The 17,118-nt window shown below is 66.7% G+C and carries 12 protein-coding genes; 9 read left to right on the top strand and 3 right to left on the bottom strand.

From position 1 onward, the window contains the following. The first annotated feature begins 21 nt into the window (after positions 1–21). The 8 genes from AC1RB9_RS26265 (at position 22) to AC1RB9_RS26300 (ending at position 12,828) form a co-directional block, all read left to right on the top strand. Complete coding sequence (locus AC1RB9_RS26265; RefSeq protein WP_003457516.1) at positions 22–1,824, top strand: acyl-CoA dehydrogenase; 1,803 nt, start codon at positions 22–24, stop codon at positions 1,822–1,824. Between the two features lie 292 nt (positions 1,825–2,116). Next, a complete protein-coding gene (locus AC1RB9_RS26270; protein ID WP_003106481.1) occupies positions 2,117–3,859 on the top strand; it encodes a potassium/proton antiporter in 1,743 nt (580 codons plus the stop codon). A gap of 91 nt (positions 3,860–3,950) precedes the next feature. Further along, complete coding sequence (mscK, locus tag AC1RB9_RS26275) at positions 3,951–7,307, top strand: mechanosensitive channel MscK (protein ID WP_003103675.1); 3,357 nt, start codon at positions 3,951–3,953, stop codon at positions 7,305–7,307. 66 nt (positions 7,308–7,373) lie between these two features. After that, entirely contained in the window at positions 7,374–8,834 is a 1,461-nt protein-coding gene (gene selO, locus AC1RB9_RS26280) for a protein adenylyltransferase SelO (protein WP_003103678.1), read from the top strand. Between the two features lie 150 nt (positions 8,835–8,984). Next, positions 8,985–9,959: a sulfite exporter TauE/SafE family protein gene (locus AC1RB9_RS26285; protein ID WP_003095804.1), complete on the top strand. Its 975-nt coding sequence runs from the start codon at positions 8,985–8,987 to the stop codon at positions 9,957–9,959. 120 nt (positions 9,960–10,079) lie between these two features. Then, on the top strand, positions 10,080–11,357 hold the full coding sequence (locus AC1RB9_RS26290; protein WP_003457518.1) for a bifunctional O-acetylhomoserine aminocarboxypropyltransferase/cysteine synthase: 1,278 nt from the start codon (positions 10,080–10,082) through the stop codon (positions 11,355–11,357). A 90-nt stretch (positions 11,358–11,447) separates the two neighbouring features. After that, positions 11,448–11,900, top strand: coding sequence for a YiiD C-terminal domain-containing protein (locus AC1RB9_RS26295; RefSeq protein ID WP_003116142.1), 453 nt, complete (start codon positions 11,448–11,450; stop codon positions 11,898–11,900). A 112-nt stretch (positions 11,901–12,012) separates the two neighbouring features. Continuing rightward, positions 12,013–12,828, top strand: a complete 816-nt coding sequence (locus AC1RB9_RS26300; protein ID WP_003095811.1) for a universal stress protein — start codon at positions 12,013–12,015, stop codon at positions 12,826–12,828. A 21-nt stretch (positions 12,829–12,849) separates the two neighbouring features. On the opposite strand, the gene AC1RB9_RS26305 is transcribed toward AC1RB9_RS26300, so the two are convergent. Together AC1RB9_RS26305 and AC1RB9_RS26310 are read right to left on the bottom strand one after the other, a co-directional pair. Beyond that, positions 12,850–13,617, bottom strand: coding sequence for a ParA family protein (locus AC1RB9_RS26305; RefSeq protein WP_003103688.1), 768 nt, complete (start codon positions 13,615–13,617; stop codon positions 12,850–12,852). A gap of 90 nt (positions 13,618–13,707) precedes the next feature. Beyond that, on the bottom strand, positions 13,708–14,613 hold the full coding sequence (locus AC1RB9_RS26310) for a LysR family transcriptional regulator (RefSeq protein ID WP_003095817.1): 906 nt from the start codon (positions 14,611–14,613) through the stop codon (positions 13,708–13,710). A gap of 175 nt (positions 14,614–14,788) precedes the next feature. Between AC1RB9_RS26310 and AC1RB9_RS26315 the strand changes: the two genes are divergently transcribed. Then, positions 14,789–16,105, top strand: a complete 1,317-nt coding sequence (locus tag AC1RB9_RS26315; RefSeq protein ID WP_003103690.1) for an MFS transporter — start codon at positions 14,789–14,791, stop codon at positions 16,103–16,105. A gap of 27 nt (positions 16,106–16,132) precedes the next feature. Here the strand turns inward: AC1RB9_RS26315 and AC1RB9_RS26320 are convergent, their stop codons facing one another. After that, the gene (locus tag AC1RB9_RS26320) at positions 16,133–17,062 is read right to left on the bottom strand and encodes an oxidoreductase (RefSeq protein WP_003161255.1); all 930 of its coding nucleotides are present in this window, start codon (positions 17,060–17,062) and stop codon (positions 16,133–16,135) included. Positions 17,063–17,118: the final 56 nt, after the last annotated feature.

The raw sequence follows: 17,118 nt of genomic DNA on the forward strand, positions 1-17,118 counted from the left end.
TCCCCTTTCGCCGAGGTCGTCATGTCCGAAACCCTGCTCAGTTCCCGCAACCTAGCGTTCGAGCTGTACGAAGTCCTCGATGCCGAAGCCCTGACCCAGCGCCCGCGCTTCGCCGAACATAGCCGCGAAACCTTCGATGCCGCCCTCGGCACCGCGCGGAGCCTGGCGGAAAAGCTGTTCGCCCCGCACAACCGCAAGGGCGACGAACACGAGCCGCTCTATGAGAATGGCTCAGCCACGCTGATTCCGGAAGTGAAGCCGGCAGTGGATGCCTTCCTCGACGCCGGCTTCCTCAACGCCACCCGCAGCTTCGAGCAAGGCGGCATGCAGTTGCCGACCCTGCTGTCGCAGGCCTGCTTCGCCCACTTCCAGGCGGCCAACGTCGGTAGCTCGGCCTATCCGTTCCTGACCATGGGTGCCGCCAACCTGATCGAGAGCTTCGGCAGCGAGGAGCAGAAGCAGCGCTTCCTGCAACCGATGATCGAGGGCCGCTTCTTCGGCACCATGGCCCTCACCGAACCGCACGCCGGCTCCTCCCTCTCCGACATCCGCACCCGCGCCGAACCGGCCGCCGACGGCAGCTATCGGATCAAGGGCAACAAGATCTTCATTTCCGGCGGCGACCACCCGCTCTCCGAGAACATCGTGCATATGGTCCTGGCCAAGCTGCCGGATGCCCCGCCGGGGGTGAAAGGCATCTCGCTGTTCATCGTGCCGAAGTTCCTGGTCAACGCCGACGGCAGCCTAGGGCCGCGCAACGACGTGATCCTCGCCGGCCTGTTCCACAAGATGGGTTATCGCGGCACCACCTCCACCGCGCTGAACTTCGGCGAAAACGGCGCCTGCGTCGGCTACCTGGTGGGCAAGCCGCACCACGGCCTGGCCTACATGTTCCAGATGATGAACGAGGCGCGCATCGGCGTCGGCATGGGCGCGGTGATGCTTGGCTATGCCGGTTACCTCTATTCGCTGGAATACGCCCGCGAACGCCCGCAGGGCCGCCTGCCGGACGGCAAGGACCCGAGCGCGCCACAGGTGGCGATCATCCGCCACGCCGACGTGCGGCGCATGCTGCTGACCCAGAAGGCCTATGTCGAAGGCGCCTTCGACCTGGGCCTGTACGCCGCGCGCCTGTTCGACGACAGCCAGACCCTGGAGGACGAGGAACAACGGCGCCAGGCCCACGAACTGCTCGACCTGCTGACCCCGATCGTCAAGTCCTGGCCCTCGGAGTTCTGCCTGAAGGCCAACGAGCTGGCGATCCAGATCCTCGGCGGCCACGGCTACACCCGCGAATACCCGGTGGAACAGTACTACCGCGACAATCGCCTGAACCCGATCCACGAAGGCACCCACGGCATCCAGTCCCTCGACCTGCTGGGACGCAAGGTCGGGCAGAACAATGGCGCCGGCCTGCGCCAGCTGACCCGCCTGATCCAGGACGCCTGCCGGCGCGCCGAAGCCCACCCATCCCTGGTCGCCCTGCGCCAGCCGCTGGAACGGCTGGTGGCGCGGCTGTCCGAGGTGACCCTGGCACTGCTCGGCGACCTGATGCAGGGCCAGGTCAACCAGGGCCTGGCCAACTCGGCGCTGTACCTGAAAGTGTTCGGCCATGCGGTGATCGGCTGGCGCTGGCTGGAGCAGGCGATCCGCGCCGAGGAAGGGCTGGCTCGCGGCGACTGCGCCGACGCCGACTTCTATCGCGGCAAGTTGCAGGCCGCACGCTACTTCCTGACCTGGGAAGTGCCTGGCTGCCACCACGAACTGGCGCTGCTGGAGGCCCGCGACGACGTGTGTTCGAGCATGCAGGAAGAATGGTTCTGATCCTGCCTGCCCTTTCCCGCCCCGGTCACGTCCGGGGCTTTTTTATGTCCGGGCATGGACGCCGGGTTGCCGTTGCCTGGCGGCCACGCCGGCGAGTCCGCGCGCACTCGCCCGGACAACGCGAAAGCCTTGGAATTCCTTCGAAAAAAACCGCAGCCGCCCCTTTACAGTCCGCCAAATCCGCAGGTTAGAATCACTTGGCATGCGGCCTGCATCCTGTCTACGTAATTCCCCTACGTAAAACCGACCCGTAGCGTCGCCTTCCCCCTGTCCCGCCGCGAGGAGGCCGACCTTGGACGCCGTCACCGTCAATAATTTCTTCCTGATCGGGGCGGTGCTGGTCGGCATGAGCATTCTCGTCAGCTCGCTGTCCTCCCGCCTGGGCATCCCGATCCTGGTGATCTTCCTCGCCGTCGGCATGATCGCCGGCAACGACGGGGTCGGCGGCATCGTCTTCGACAACTATCCGATGGCCTACCTGGTGGGCAACCTGGCGCTCGCCGTGATCCTCCTCGACGGCGGCCTGCGCACCCGCGTCTCCAGCTTCCGCGTGGCGCTCTGGCCGGCATTGTCGCTGGCCACCCTGGGCGTGCTGGTGACCACCGGCCTGACCGGCATCGCGGCAGCCTGGCTGTTCGACCTGCACTGGATGGAAGGCCTGCTGATCGGCGCCATCGTCGGCTCCACCGATGCCGCCGCGGTGTTCTCCCTGCTCGGCGGCAAAGGTCTCAACGAGCGGGTCACCGCGACCCTGGAAATCGAATCGGGCAGCAACGACCCGATGGCGGTGTTCCTCACCGTGACCCTGATCGAGATGCTCGCCAGCGGCCAGACCGGCCTCAGCTGGGGCTTCGCCCTGCACCTGGTGCAGCAGTTCGGTCTCGGCGCCCTGCTCGGTCTTGGCGGCGGCTGGTTGCTGCTGCAACTGATCAACCGCATGCACCTGGCCGGCGGCCTCTACCCGTTGCTGGTGATCAGCGGCGGCCTGCTGGTGTTCGCCCTGGCCAACGCCGTCGGCGGCAGCGGCATCCTCGCCATCTACCTGTGCGGCCTGCTCCTCGGCAACCGCCCGATCCGCAGCCGCCACGGCATCCTGCACATGCTCGACGGCATGGCCTGGCTGGCGCAGATCGGCATGTTCCTGGTCCTCGGCCTGCTGGTCACCCCCCACGACCTGTGGCCGATCGCCCTGCCGGCACTGGCCCTGGCGCTGTGGATGATCCTGGTGGCACGACCGCTGTCGGTACTGATCGGACTGATCCCGTTCCGCGCCTTCCACGACCGCGAGAAAGCCTTCATCGCCTGGGTCGGCCTGCGCGGCGCGGTGCCGATCATCCTCGCGGTGTTCCCGCTGATGGCCGGCCTGCAGAACGCCCAGCTGTTCTTCAACGTGGCCTTCTTCATCGTCCTGGTCTCGCTGCTGGTGCAGGGCACCAGCCTGCCCTGGGCGGCCAGGCTGCTGCGGGTGGTGGTGCCGCCGGATCCGGCACCGATATCCCGCGCCGGCCTGGAGATCCACCCGACCAGCGAGTGGGAGCTGTTCGTCTACCACCTGAACAAGGAAAAGTGGTGCATCGGCGCCGCCCTGCGCGAGCTGAAGATGCCCGGCGGGACCCGGATCGCCGCGCTGTTCCGCGGCACCGAACTGCTCCACCCGTCGGGCAGCACCATCCTCGAGGCCGACGACATTCTCTGCGTGATCGGCCACGAACACGACCTGCCGGCCCTCGGCAAGCTGTTCAGCCAGGCGCCCGACCGGGGCCTCGGCGCGCGCTTCTTCGGCGACTTCGTGCTGGAAGGCGATGCCCAGCTGTCGGCGGTGGCCTCGCTCTACGGCCTGAAGCTCGACGGCATCGACGGCGAGCAAGCGCTGGGCCGCTTCATCGCCCACGAGATCGGCGGCGAAGCGGTGATCGGCGACCAGGTGGAGTGGAACGGCCTGACCTGGACCGTGGCCGCCCTGGAAGGCAACCGTATCCGCAAGGTCGGCGTGAAGTTTCCGGAAGGCCGCCCAGGGCCCGGACTTTTCCTCTGATTTCCTGTCGAATTCCCGTTCCGAGGCGCCTTGCGGCGCCTCGGAGCCACCACTAACCTGCATTCACCCTTCTTCGAGTCTCTTCTCGACCATGCCTGCCCTTCGCTCCCTGATCGCTATTCTTTTCCTCGGCCTCTGCCTTGCCAGTCCGCCGCTCCTCGCCCAGTCCGAGCCGCCCTCGGCCGAGGCCGTCCAGCAAAGCCTCGACAAGCTGGCCGAGCGCAAGCTCGCCGAAGCCGACCAGAAGGTCGCCAAGGCCAGCCTCGAACAGACCCTCAAGTTCCTCGCCGCGCGCGACGAAGCGCTGCAGAGCCTGGAGGACCTGAAAAAGCGCCTGAGCGACGCGCCCCGGCAGATCGAGGAAAACCAGCGCGAACTGGAGCGCCTGAAGAAGACCAAAGAACGTCCGGTCAGCGAACGCTACAGCGGCGAGAGCGCGGCCCGCCTGGAAATGCTGCTCAACGACCGCACCACCCAGCAGGCCGAGTGGCAGAAAGCCCTGGGCGAGGCCAACAGCCTGTCGATCACCGCCGAGACCCGTCCGGAACGAGCCCAGGCCGGCATCAGCAGCATGCAGGCACGGATCCTGGAAATCGGCTCGCTGCTCAAGGCCGGCAAGGAAAGCGGCAAGACGATCAACGCCGACCGTCGCGGCGAGCTGCTCGCCGAGCAGGCCGCATTGACCGTGCAGAGCCAGCTGTTGCGCCAGGAGCTGGCCGGCAACAACCTGCTGCAGGACCTCGGCAAGAGCCAGCACGATCTGCTCACCGAGAAGATCTCGCGCCTGGAAAAGGAAACCCTCGACCTGCAGGCGCTGATCAGCGAGAAGCGCCGCGAGCAGTCGGAAAAGACCGTCGCCGAGCTGTCCAAGGAAGGCGCCCAGGGGGCCGGCACCGACAGCCTGCTGAGCCAGGAGAACGCCAAGAACCTGCGTCTCTCCGACTACCTCCTGCGTGCCACCGACCGCCTCAACGTGCTCACCCGGCGCAACCTCGAGACCAAGCAGCAACTGGACAACCTGACCCAGTCCAACCAGGCCCTCGAGGAACAGATCAACGTCCTGCGCGGCAGCCTGCTGCTGTCGCGCATCCTCTACAAGCAGAAACAGGCGCTGCCCAAGATCAAGGCCGACCAGAGCCTGGCCGACGAGATCGCCGACCTGCGCCTCGGCCAGTTCGAACTGAACCAGGAACGCGACAAGCTGGCGACCCCGCAGCAATACCTGGACGACCTGCTCGCCCAGCAGCCCAGCGAGCAGGTCACGCCGGAACTGCGCAAGGATCTCGACACCCTGTTGGCAACCCGTTCCGAGTTGCTCGAACGGCTCAACCACGAACTCAACGCGCTGCTCAACGAAGCGATCACCTTGCAGTTGAACCAGAAACAGTTGCTTTCCACCAGCGAGAGCCTGCGCACCACCCTCGACGAGCAGATGTTCTGGATTCCCAGCAACCAGCCGCTCGACCTGTCCTGGTTCAAGATGACCCCGACCCTGCTGAAGAACCAGCTCACCGAGATCCCCTGGGGCTCCGGGGTGCGTGAACTGGGCGAAGGCCTGGTCGATCGGCCGCTGCTGTTCCTGCCGCTGTTCCTGCTGATCGCCGCGCTGCTGTGGAAACGCCGCTACCTGTACGACAAGCTGGCGGAGCTGAACGACGACATCGGCCACTTCAAGCGCGACAGCCAGTTGCATACCCCGCTGGCGATCCTGATCACCATCCTCCTCGCCCTGCCCGGCACCCTGACCTTCGCCGTCGCCGGGCTGGCCCTGCTGCTGGACGCCCGCGGCCAGAACGCCACCCTCGGCAGCGCCCTGCTGGAAATGGCCCAGGTCTGGCTGCTGTTCTACACCGCCCATCGCATCCTCACCCCGGGCGGCATCGCCGAGCGGCATTTCCACTGGAGCCGCGAACAGGTCGGCTTCCTCGACCGGCACCTGGTCCGCCTCGGCGTTGTGGTCCTGGCGCTGGTCGGCGTGGTGACGGTGGCCGAGCACCAGCCGGCGAGTCTGGCCGACGACGTGATCGGCATCGCCGTGGTCCTGCTCGGCTACGCGGCCATGGCCTGGCTGCTCAGCCGCCTGCTGTTCAGCAGCCCCGGCGACGAACGTCCGTCGCTGATCAAGATGATCGTCGGCATCCTCTTCACCGCGCTGCCGCTGGTGCTCTTCGTCGCGGTCTGCTTCGGCTACTACTACACCTCGCTGAAGCTCACCGACCGTCTCATCGATACCCTTTACCTGCTGCTGCTCTGGTTCGTCATCGAAGCCGCCTTCGTCCGCGGCCTGGGCGTGGCGGCCCGGCGCCTGGCCTACGCCCGGGCCCTGGCGAAACGGCAGAACGCGGCGAAGGAAGGCGTCGACGGCGAGACCAACGTCGAGGAGCCGACCCTCGGCATCGAGCAGATCAACCAGCAATCGCTGCGGCTGATCCGCCTGGCTCTGCTGATCGGCTTCATCGTCTGCCTGTACTGGGTCTGGGCCGACCTGATCAGCGTGATCTCCTACCTCGACAACGTCACCCTGTACCAGTACACCGCCGGCACCGGCGAAGCGGCCACCAGCGTGCCGATCAGCCTGCGCGACTTCCTCGCGGCGCTGGCCATCGCGGTGGTCACCGTGGCCCTGGCGCGCAACCTGCCCGGCCTGCTGGAAGTCCTGGTACTGCAGCGCCTGACCCTGGCCCAGGGCAGCGCCTACGCCACCACCACCCTGCTTTCCTACGCCATCAGCGGCATCGGCATCGTCAGCGCCCTGTCCACCCTCGGGGTCAGCTGGGACAAGCTGCAATGGCTGGTGGCGGCGCTCTCGGTAGGCCTCGGTTTCGGCCTGCAGGCGATCTTCTCCAACTTCGTCTCCGGCCTGATCATCCTCTTCGAGCGTCCGGTACGAATCGGCGACGTGGTGACCATCGGCAACCTGTCCGGCACGGTCAGCCGGATCCGCATCCGCGCCACCACCATCACCGATTTCGACCGCAAGGAGATCATCGTCCCGAACCAGACCTTCATCACCGGGCAACTGGTGAACTGGTCGCTGAGCGATACCGTGACCCGGGTCACCATCAAGATCGGCCTGGCCTACGAGACCGACCTGCCGCTGGCGCGCAAGCTGATGATGCAGGCGGTCAAGGAAAACCCGCGGGTACTGCGCGACCCGGAGCCGCTGCTGTACTTCCTGACCATCAGCGCCAGTACCTTCGACTACGAGCTGCGCTTCCACGTCCGCGAACTGGGCGACCGCAACCCCTCTACCGACGAGATCCTGACGAAGATCGCCACCAGCTTCCGCGAACACAAGATCGACATGGCTTTCAACCAGGTCGATGTGTTCGTCAAGAACCTCCAGGGCCAGCAGGTCCAGCTGTTCGTCGGCGAGCCGCAGCACAGCGGCGTCGGCAATCCGCCCGCGCTCAAGGGCCAGGACGGTCCCGCCGAACCGACCCGCTGAACCTCCGGGCCTGGACGCCCTCCGGCAATTCCCAGCACAATGCTCGGGAATTGCCGGAGGCCTCTCTTGAAATCACTCGACGACCTCGACTTCGACAACCGCTTCGCCCGCCTGGGCGGCGCCTTCTCCACCGAAGTCCTGCCCGACCCCATCGCCGAGCCGCGCCTGGTGGTAGCCAGCCCCGCCGCCCTGGCGCTGCTCGACCTGCCAGCGGAAACCAGCGACGAAGCGCTGTTCGCCGAACTGTTCGGCGGGCACAAGCTGTGGTCGGAGGCCGAGCCGCGGGCGATGGTGTATTCCGGCCACCAGTTCGGCTCCTATAACCCGCGCCTGGGCGACGGCCGCGGCCTGCTGCTCGGCGAGGTGATCAACCAGGCCGGCGAGCACTGGGACCTGCACCTCAAGGGCGCCGGCCAGACCCCCTACTCGCGGATGGGCGACGGGCGCGCCGTGCTGCGCTCGTCGATCCGCGAGTTCCTCGCCTCCGAAGCCCTTCCGGCACTGGGCATTCCCAGCAGCCGGGCGCTCTGCGTGATCGGTTCGAGCACGCCGGTCTGGCGCGAGAAGAAGGAAAGCGCGGCGACGCTGCTGCGCCTGGCGCCCAGCCACGTGCGCTTCGGTCACTTCGAATACTTCTACTACACCCGCCAGCACGACCAGTTGAAACAGTTGGCGGCGTTCGTTCTGGAACACCACTTCGCCGACTGCAACGCAGCCGAGCGGCCGTACGCGGCGATGTTCCGCCAGGTCGTCGAGCGCAACGCCGAACTCATCGCCCGCTGGCAGGCCTATGGCTTCTGCCACGGGGTGATGAACACCGACAACATGTCGATCCTCGGCATTACCTTCGACTACGGGCCCTACGCCTTCCTCGACGATTTCGACGCCAATCACATCTGCAATCACTCCGACGACGCCGGCCGCTACTCCTTCAGCAACCAGGTACCGATCGCCCATTGGAACCTGGCCGCCCTGGCCCAGGCGCTGACGCCACTGGTGGAAGTGGACGAACTGCGCGCCAGCCTCGACCTGTTCCTGCCCCTCTACCAGGCCCACTACCTCGACCTGATGCGCCGGCGCCTGGGCCTGGGCGTCGCCGCGGAGAACGACCAGGCCCTGGTCCAGGAACTGTTGCAGCGCATGCAGGGCAGCGCGGTGGATTACTCGCTGTTCTTCCGCCGACTCGGCGAGGAGACTCCGGAGCGGGCGCTGGCCAGCCTGCGCGACGACTTCGTCGACCGCGAGGCCTTCGACCGCTGGGCCGAGGCCTACCGCCGGCGCGTCGAGGAAGAAGGCGGAGACCAGGAGTCGCGGCGCCGGCGCATGCACGCGGTCAATCCGCTCTATGTACTACGCAACTACCTGGCACAGCAGGCTATCGAAGCGGCCGAGCAGGGCGACTACACGGAAGTCCGCTTGCTGCACCAGGTGCTGAGTCGCCCGTTCGAGGAACAGCCGGGCATGGAGCGCTTCACTCGGCGCCCGCCGGACTGGGGGCGGCACCTGGAAATCAGTTGCTCCTCCTGACGGGATGCCCTGACAGAACGGCGGCCGATAATGCCGCAATGGAATAAATACCTTCGGAAAACTTCTTAGACGCACTAAGAAAAGCCGATTATCTTCGCCGCCACACTTATTCCAGCCTGTTCTACCACCTCCTGTCAGGCGCCTTGCCGCATGAAGATACGCGACCTCGATCTCAGCCAGAGTTCGATCAACACCGAACACCAGGCGCTAGGTCTGCCTCCTGTCGAAGATTTCGTCACCCATCCGGACGACCACCCGGTACTGCGCGCCGCCATGTGGGCGGCGGTGCTGATCCTGGTCGGCCTGCTCGCCTTCCTGGCCTGGCGCCTGTTCTTCGACAACGGCGGCAGCAACGGCTTCGAGATCATCGAGCAGGCCCTGACCAGCCGGGGTTTCTGGAGCGCGGTGGCGGTGGGCTTCTTCGCCCAGGTGATCGACGGTGCGCTGGGCATGGCCTATGGCATCACCGCGACTACCTTCCTGCTCAGCGCTGGTGCCACGCCGGCCGCTGCCAGCGCCAGCGTGCACATCGCCGAAGTGTTCACCACCGGCTTTTCCGGGATTTCCCACGTCAAGCTCGGCAACGTCAACAAGTCACTCTTCCTCCGCCTGCTGCTGCCGGGAATGATCGGCGCGGTGCTCGGCGCCGTGCTGATCACCCGCTTCGACGGCCACCAGCTCAAGCCCTTCATCTCCGCCTACCTGCTGCTGATGGGCCTGTACATCCTGAGCAAGGCCTACCGCCACGTGATCAAGCGCCGGGCACCGCGCCACGTGGCCAAGCTGGCACTCTTCGGCGGCTTCGTCGATGCTGCCGGCGGCGGCGGCTGGGGCCCGGTGGTCACCAGCAGCCTGATCGGCTCGGGTAGCGACCCGCGCACCACCATCGGCTCGGTGAACTTCGCCGAGTTCTTCCTGACCATCGCCAGCGCCACCTCCTTCATCCTCCTCGCTGGCCAGCCGGACACCTGGAAGATGGTCGCCGGGCTGGTCTTCGGCGGCCTGTTCGCCGCACCGTTCGCCGCCCTGCTGTGCAAGAAGCTTTCGCCGCGCACCCTGCTGGTCATCGTCGGCACCCTGATCACCCTGATCAGCGCCTACAACATCTACATCGGCCTGCGCTGACAGGCATAAGCGGCGAACACAACAGTCTAACCAGGCACGCTTTTCCTTGCCCGGGCGCATTGACCCGCCCGGCGCGCTTTCCCATGCTGCGTCCTTCCAATCTGCCCGAAGGAACGCTGCATGAAACTGGAAACCCTGGCCGTCCACGCCGGCTACAGCCCTGACCCGACCACCCGCGCGGTGGCGGTGCCGATCTACCAGACCACCTCCTACGCTTTCGACGACACCCAGCATGGCGCCGACCTGTTCGACCTGAAGGTACCGGGCAACATCTACACACGGATCATGAACCCCACCAACGACGTACTGGAACAGCGCGTCGCGGCGCTGGAAGGCGGGGTCGGGGCGCTGGCGGTGGCCTCGGGGATGGCGGCCATCACCTACGCGATCCAGACCGTCGCCGAGGCCGGCGACAACATCGTCTCGGTGGCCAAGCTCTACGGCGGCACCTACAACCTGCTGGCCCACACCCTGCCACGCATCGGCATCCAGGCGCGCTTCGCCGCCCACGACGACATCGCCGCCCTGGAAGCGCTGATCGACAAGCGGACCAAGGCCGTGTTCTGCGAAACCATCGGCAACCCGGCGGGCAACATCATCGACCTGCAGGCACTGGCCGACGCCGCTCACCGCCACGGCGTGCCGCTGATCGTCGACAACACGGTAGCCACCCCGGTGCTCTGCCGGCCGTTCGAGCACGGCGCCGACATCGTCGTGCACTCGCTGACCAAGTACATGGGCGGCCACGGCACCAGCATCGGCGGGATCGTGGTCGACTCCGGCAGATTCGACTGGGCGGCGAACAAGTCGCGCTTCCCGCTGCTGAACACGCCCGATCCGTCCTACCACGGCGTCACCTACACCGAGGCCTTCGGACCCGCCGCCTTCATCGGCCGCTGCCGGGTAGTACCGCTGCGCAACATGGGCGCGGCGCTCTCGCCGTTCAACGCCTTCCTCATCCTCCAAGGCCTGGAGACCCTGGCGCTGCGCATGGAGCGCCACTGCGACAACGCCCTCGCCGTAGCCCGCTACCTGCAACAACATCCGCAGGTGGCCTGGGTGAAATACGCCGGCCTCGCCGACAACCCCGAGCACGCCCTGGCCCGGCGCTACCTGGGGGGCCGCCCGGCGGCGATCCTGTCCTTCGGCATCCAGGGCGGCAGCGCCGCCGGCGCGCGCTTCATCGACGCCTTGAAGCTGGTGGTGCGGCTGGTCAACATCGGCGACGCCAAGTCCCTGGCCTGCCACCCGGCGAGCACCACCCACCGCCAGTTGAACGCGGAGGAACTGGCCCGCGCCGGAGTCTCCGACGACATGGTGCGGCTGTCGATCGGCATCGAGCACATCGACGACATCCTCGCCGACCTCGACCAGGCCCTGGCCGCCGCCGCACGCTGAGCGGATCGGTCAGTCCGGGCGAGCGTTTCGGTCCTTGCCCGGCCTGGCCGGCCGGCTAGTCTGGCTGGGATCCCCGACATGGAGAGCGCCATGCCACTGCCCACCGAACTCGCCAGGCACCTGACCGAAGAAAAGATCGCCTTCGTCCAGCGCAGCGGACTCAGGGCGGAAGTCCTCGAACCCGGCTACGTGCGCCTGCGCATGCCGGGCGCCGGCAACGAGAACCACATCGGCAGCATGTACGCCGGGGCGCTCTTCACCCTCGCCGAAATTCCCGGTGGCGCGCTGTTCCTGACCAGCTTCGACAGCGCCCGCTTCTATCCCATCGTCAAGGAGATGACCTTGCGCTTCCGCCGCCCGGCCAAGGGCGACATACGCGTCGAGGCACGCCTGGATGCCGAGCGCATCCGCCAACTGGAAACCGAGGCTGGAGAGCGCGGCAAGGCCGAATACAGCCTCGAACTGCAACTCACCGACGAGCAGGGGGAGGTGGTGGCGGAAAGCACCGCGTTGTACCAGCTACGCAGCCACGCGCGGCCCTGACTGGCAGATTTCGCAGGGCACGGCGAAGGTTTTTTCTGCCATGGATCAAGGTCCGTAGCGAGCTGCGGCGCGACAGTGGAGAAGCCAGCGTAGCCATCCCACGGAGTCCGCCATGATCCGCCACCTCCTGGTCGCCCACGACCTCACCCCGGAAGCCGACGTCGCCCTCGCCCGCGCCGCCCAACTGGCCCGCCAGCACGATGCGCGGGTCAGCCTGCTGCACGTGTACGACCCGGGGCTATCGGCGTCGGCGGTGAAGACCGTCAGCGCCATGCTGCAGCTCAAGCGCAAGGAGGCCGGCCTCGACGAGGACAGCGCCATCCACCTGTTCAGGGGCCAGCCGATCGACGGCATCCTGCAGCAGACCCGGGCGCTCGAACCGGACCTGCTGCTGATGGGCGCACACCACCAGAAGACCTTCGAACGCTTCGGCAACACCACCCTCGACCAGGTGGTGCGGCGCAGCCGGGTGCCGGTGCTGCTCGCCGTGCGCGAGGCGGACGAACCCTACCGCCAGGCGCTCAGCGCCCTGGACTTTTCCCAGTGCGCCTGTACCGCGCTGCGCCAGGCCTACCGCCTGCTGCCGGTGGAAGCCGACCTGCACGCCCTGCACGTGTTCGAGTCCCCCGACGACGGCGTGCTCGGCCTGCCCAGGCAGAATGCCGCGCACCTGGCCACCCAGGCCGGGCTGATCGAACAATTGCTGAGCGACGAGCAGGAGCGCCTGCCGGGCGTCGGGCCGCAGCTGAGCCACGAAGTGGTTCCCGGCGTGCTGCCGTACAGCCTGGACGCCGCGTTGAAGCAGCGCCAGCCGGAGCTGCTCGCCCTCGGCCGGCACAGCCGCAACGCGCTGATGCAGGCGCTGCTCGGCAACCTGGCGCAACGTTACCTGCGCCAGCCGAGCTGTGACGTCCTGGTTACCTCGTAGAAGCGCTGCCGCAGAGGCTGCTCAGCTTTCGAGCAGCCCGTGCAACTCGACGAACTGCTGGGTCAACTTGTGCCGCGGTTCGAGGAAGATCAGCGGGGTGCAAGCCTGGTGCGACTCGCGCATCTTCACCGAGCTCATCAGGTACACCGGCAGCACCGGCAGTTCCTCCGCCACCAGCTCGTCGAGCAGTTGCTGCGGCAGGCTGGCGCGCGGCTGGAACTGGTTGACCACGATGCCCTCGACCTGCAGGTCTTCGTTGTGGTCGTCACGCAGTTCCTCGATCTCCTGGAGAAGGCCATACAGCGCCTGGCGGGAGAAGCTGTCGCAATCGAAGGGAATCAGGCAGCGATCGGCAGCGATCAGCGCAGATACCGTGTAGAAATTCAGTGCCGGCGGGGTATCCAGGTAGATCCGGTCGTAGTCTTCGTCCAGTTCGTCCAGCAGTTTGCGCAGCTTGTTGATCTTGTGCTTCGACTCCAGCTTCGGCTGCAGGTCGGCCAGTTCGGGGCTGGAGGTGACGATGTGCAGGTTGTCGAACGGCGTCTCGTAGATCTCGACCCTGCCCTTCTTGCTGAAGGGCCCGGAAGACAAGGTCTGCTTGAAGAAGTCGGCGATCCCCACCGGCAGGTCCTCGCCGGTCAGTCCGGTCAGGTAGTGCGTGGAGTTGGCCTGGGCGTCCAGGTCCACCAGCAGGGTGCGATAGCCCTCCGCCGCGCTGACCGCCGCCAGGTTGCAGGCGATGCTGGACTTGCCTACCCCGCCTTTCTGATTGAACACCACGCGCCGCATGGGAAATCTCCGTGAGCCGAGCCTGATCCCGGATGATAGGCAAAGCCGCGGGCAAGCGCGAGCGCCGTCTCGGTCCTGACGTAGAGCGGTTCAGCGTCGGCGCAGGCTGGCCGCCTCACGGGTCACCAGGTCGATGAAGGACAGCGCCAGCGGCGAGCCCTCGTTCTGCCGACGGACCAGCCATACCGCAGTCGTCGCCTCGGGATCGCTCAGGGTGCGGTAGACCACGCCGTCGACCCGGGTGCGGCGGAACGACGCCGGCAGGATCGACACCCCCAGTCCGGCCGAGACCAGGCCGATGATGGTCATCGCCTCGCTGGCCTCCTGGGCGATGCGCGGGCTGAAGCCGGCCTGTCGGGTCAGGGCGATGACCTGGTCGTAGAGCCCGGTGCCGTAGCTGCGCGGGAAGAACACGAAGGGCTCCTCGGCCAGGGCGGCGATGGCCAGGCCATCCTCGCTGCCGGCCGCCAGCGGATGGTCGGCCCGCAGCACCGCCACCAGCGGTTCGCGGAACAACTCCACCCAATGCACCGCATCCGGCAGCGCCAGCGGGCGGATCACGCCCACCTGCAGGCTTTCCTCGAGCAGCGCCTTGAGTACCTGGCGGCTGCTCATTTCCTGCAGGTCGAGGTGTACGTCCGGATAGGCCTTGCGGAAGGCATGGATGCTGCTGGGTATGGTCGAGGTGAAGGGTGCCGAGGAAGTGAAACCGATCTTCAGCTCGCCCAGTTCCCCCAGGTGGGCCCGACGCGCCAGCAGCACCGCCTTGTCTACCTGGGCCAGCACCTGGCGGGACTCGTCGAGGAACAGCCGGCCGGCGTCGGTGAGTTCGACGCGGCGGTTGGTGCGCTCGAACAGGCGCGCACCGATTTCCTCCTCCAGCGCCTGGATCTGCTGGCTCAACGGCGGCTGGGAGATCCCCAGGCGCTCGGCGGCGCGGCCGAAGTGCAGCTCCTCGGCGACGGCGATGAAATAGCGCAGGTGCCTGAGTTCCAAGCGGCCCCTCCTATTAGGTCTTTTTACATATCAATCGTGTCGATCAATATATTGGAAATCATATAAACCTATCTATATCCTTTGCCACATAACCTCCAACAACGACCCCTTGTCCCTGAAATCCAGGTGGCGCGGCCTCGTTGTGCCTGCTCGCCACCGTCCCCAGAGGTGCCCCGTGAGCAATCCGCAAGTCCGGCCACAGGCCGAAGAAGAACCCGCGTTAATCGAGGCGGCCCGCGAAGCAGCCAACGAGGTGCTGGAAGCCGCCACCGAAGTCGAACGCTATATCGAGAAAGGCACCCCGCAGTTCATGCGCACCTCCCTAGCGCTGTTCTCCGGCGGTTTCGCCACCTTTGCCCTGCTCTACTGCATCCAGCCGATGATGCCGGTGCTGTCCAAGGCGTTTTCCATCAGCGCCGCGGAAAGCAGCCTGGCATTGTCCGTCGCCACCGCCATGCTCGCCCTTGGCCTGCTGGTCACCGGCCCGATCTCCGACGCGATCGGTCGCAAGCCGGTGATGGTCGTCTCGCTGCTGGCCGCCGCGCTGTTCACCCTCGGCAGCGCGGTGATGCCCACCTGGCATGGCGTGCTGCTGATGCGCGCGCTGGTCGGGCTGTCCTTGAGCGGCCTGGCCGCGGTGGCGATGACCTATCTCAGCGAAGAGATCCATCCGCAGCACATCGGCCTGTCGATGGGCCTGTACATCGGCGGCAACGCCATCGGCGGGATGAGCGGACGCCTGATCAGCGGCGTCCTGGTCGATTTCATCTCCTGGCATGCCGCACTGGCGGTCCTCGGCGGCCTGGCCCTGGTCGCCGCGCTGGTGTTCTGGCGCGTGCTGCCCGAATCGAAACACTTCCGGCCGGCACCGCTGAAGCCGGCGACCCTGCTCAACGGCTACCGCCTGCACTTCCGCGACGCCGGACTGCCCTGGCTGTTCCTGATCGGCTTCCTGCTGATGGGCAGCTTCGTCACCCTGTTCAACTACATCGGCTACCGCCTGCTGGCCGAGCCCTACCACATGAGCCAGGCGGTGGTCGGAGTGCTCTCGGTGGTTTACCTCTCGGGCATCTACAGCTCGGCCTGGGTCGGTTCGCTGGCCGACAAGCTGGGGCGACGCAAGGTGCTCTGGGCGGTCATCCTGCTGATGCTCGGCGGCCTGCTGCTGACCCTGTTCGAGCCGATCCCGCTGATGCTCGCCGGCCTGCTGCTGTTCACCTTCGGCTTCTTCGGCGCGCACTCGGTGGCGAGCAGCTGGATCGGGCGCCGCGCCCTGCGCGCCAAGGGCCAGGCCTCGTCGCTCTACCTGTTCAGCTACTACGTCGGCTCAAGCCTGGCCGGCACCCTCGGCGGGGTGTTCTGGCATTACTACGGCTGGAACGGCATCGGACTGTTCATCGGCTCGCTGCTGGTGGTCGCGGTATTGGTCTCGCTGCACCTGGCGCGCCTGCCGGCCCTGCCTGGCAACACCCTGGCGCAGGCCGCCCACTGAGTTCGAGGCGCCGGTCTCCCGGCGCCTTCACTCCGACCAGAAGCGTACTCCGGTCAGTTCTTCCGATAGCGCCCACAGCCGCGCGGCCAGCCCCAGGTCGCGCGCATTCCGCGGAATCCGCGCCGCCGCCGGATAACCGCGGGTTTCCAGCCAGCGATCCGGGCCGACATAGGCGCCGCCATACCAGCGCTGTTCGGTCAGCGCGGAAAGTGCCGGCAACGCCCCCATCTCCGCCGATTGCGCGAACGCTCCGTTGGCCACCTTCATCGCCCAGCGTCCCAGGCGCGAACCGGACATCGCCGGTGCCGCGTACTGCAGGTTGGTCGCCGCGTAGCCCGGATGCGCCGCCAGGCTCTGCAGAAGCACGCCCCGCTGGCCGGCGCGGCGCTGCAACTCCAGGCTGAACAGCAGATTGGCCTGCTTGCTGTGGCAATAGGCGAGATAGCGGTTGTAGCCGCGCTCGGCGTTGAGGTCGTCGAGCGGCAGCCGGCCGAACTGGTTGAAACCGCTGGTCATGCCCACCACCCTGGGCCGTGGAGCGGCCAGCAACGACTCCAGCAGCAGTCCCGTAAGGGCGAAGTGGCCGAGGTGATTGGTGCCCATCTGCATCTCGAAACCGTCGCGGGTACGCCGCAGGGGCAGGAACATCACTCCGGCGTTGTTGAACAAGAGATCGAGGCGTGCGTGGCGCTGACGGAAACCGGCGGCGCAGGCGCGGATCGAGGCGAGGTCGGCCAGGTCGAGATCGGCCAGCTCCAGGCGTGCCTGGGGATACTCGTCGAGGATCGCCCGCCGCGCCCGCTCCGCCTGTTCGCGATTGCGGCAGGCCATCACCACGGTCGCCCCTTTGCCGGCCAGCGTGCGCGCCGCCTGCCAACCCAGGCCGCTGTTGGCGCCGGTGACCAGCGCCAGGCGCCCGGCCAGTTGTGGAATGTTGCGTCGTGCCCAGGGATGCATCGCTCGTTCTCCGCTTGACTGCGTTGCCGGGCAGTATTGCGGCACCAGCCAATGCA

It is taken from the genome of Pseudomonas sp. 20-5 (assembly GCF_056782835.1).

Coding starts and splice junctions, on each gene's coding strand:
- AC1RB9_RS26305 (WP_003103688.1), bottom strand. CDS start 13,617: ATGCGGCGCGTGGTGTTCAATCAGAAAGGCGGGGTAGGCAAGTCCAGC.
- AC1RB9_RS26265 (WP_003457516.1), top strand. CDS start 22: ATGTCCGAAACCCTGCTCAGTTCCCGCAACCTAGCGTTCGAGCTGTAC.
- AC1RB9_RS26300 (WP_003095811.1), top strand. CDS start 12,013: ATGATCCGCCACCTCCTGGTCGCCCACGACCTCACCCCGGAAGCCGAC.
- mscK (WP_003103675.1), top strand. CDS start 3,951: ATGCCTGCCCTTCGCTCCCTGATCGCTATTCTTTTCCTCGGCCTCTGC.
- AC1RB9_RS26290 (WP_003457518.1), top strand. CDS start 10,080: ATGAAACTGGAAACCCTGGCCGTCCACGCCGGCTACAGCCCTGACCCG.
- AC1RB9_RS26320 (WP_003161255.1), bottom strand. CDS start 17,062: ATGCATCCCTGGGCACGACGCAACATTCCACAACTGGCCGGGCGCCTG.
- AC1RB9_RS26295 (WP_003116142.1), top strand. CDS start 11,448: ATGCCACTGCCCACCGAACTCGCCAGGCACCTGACCGAAGAAAAGATC.
- AC1RB9_RS26285 (WP_003095804.1), top strand. CDS start 8,985: ATGAAGATACGCGACCTCGATCTCAGCCAGAGTTCGATCAACACCGAA.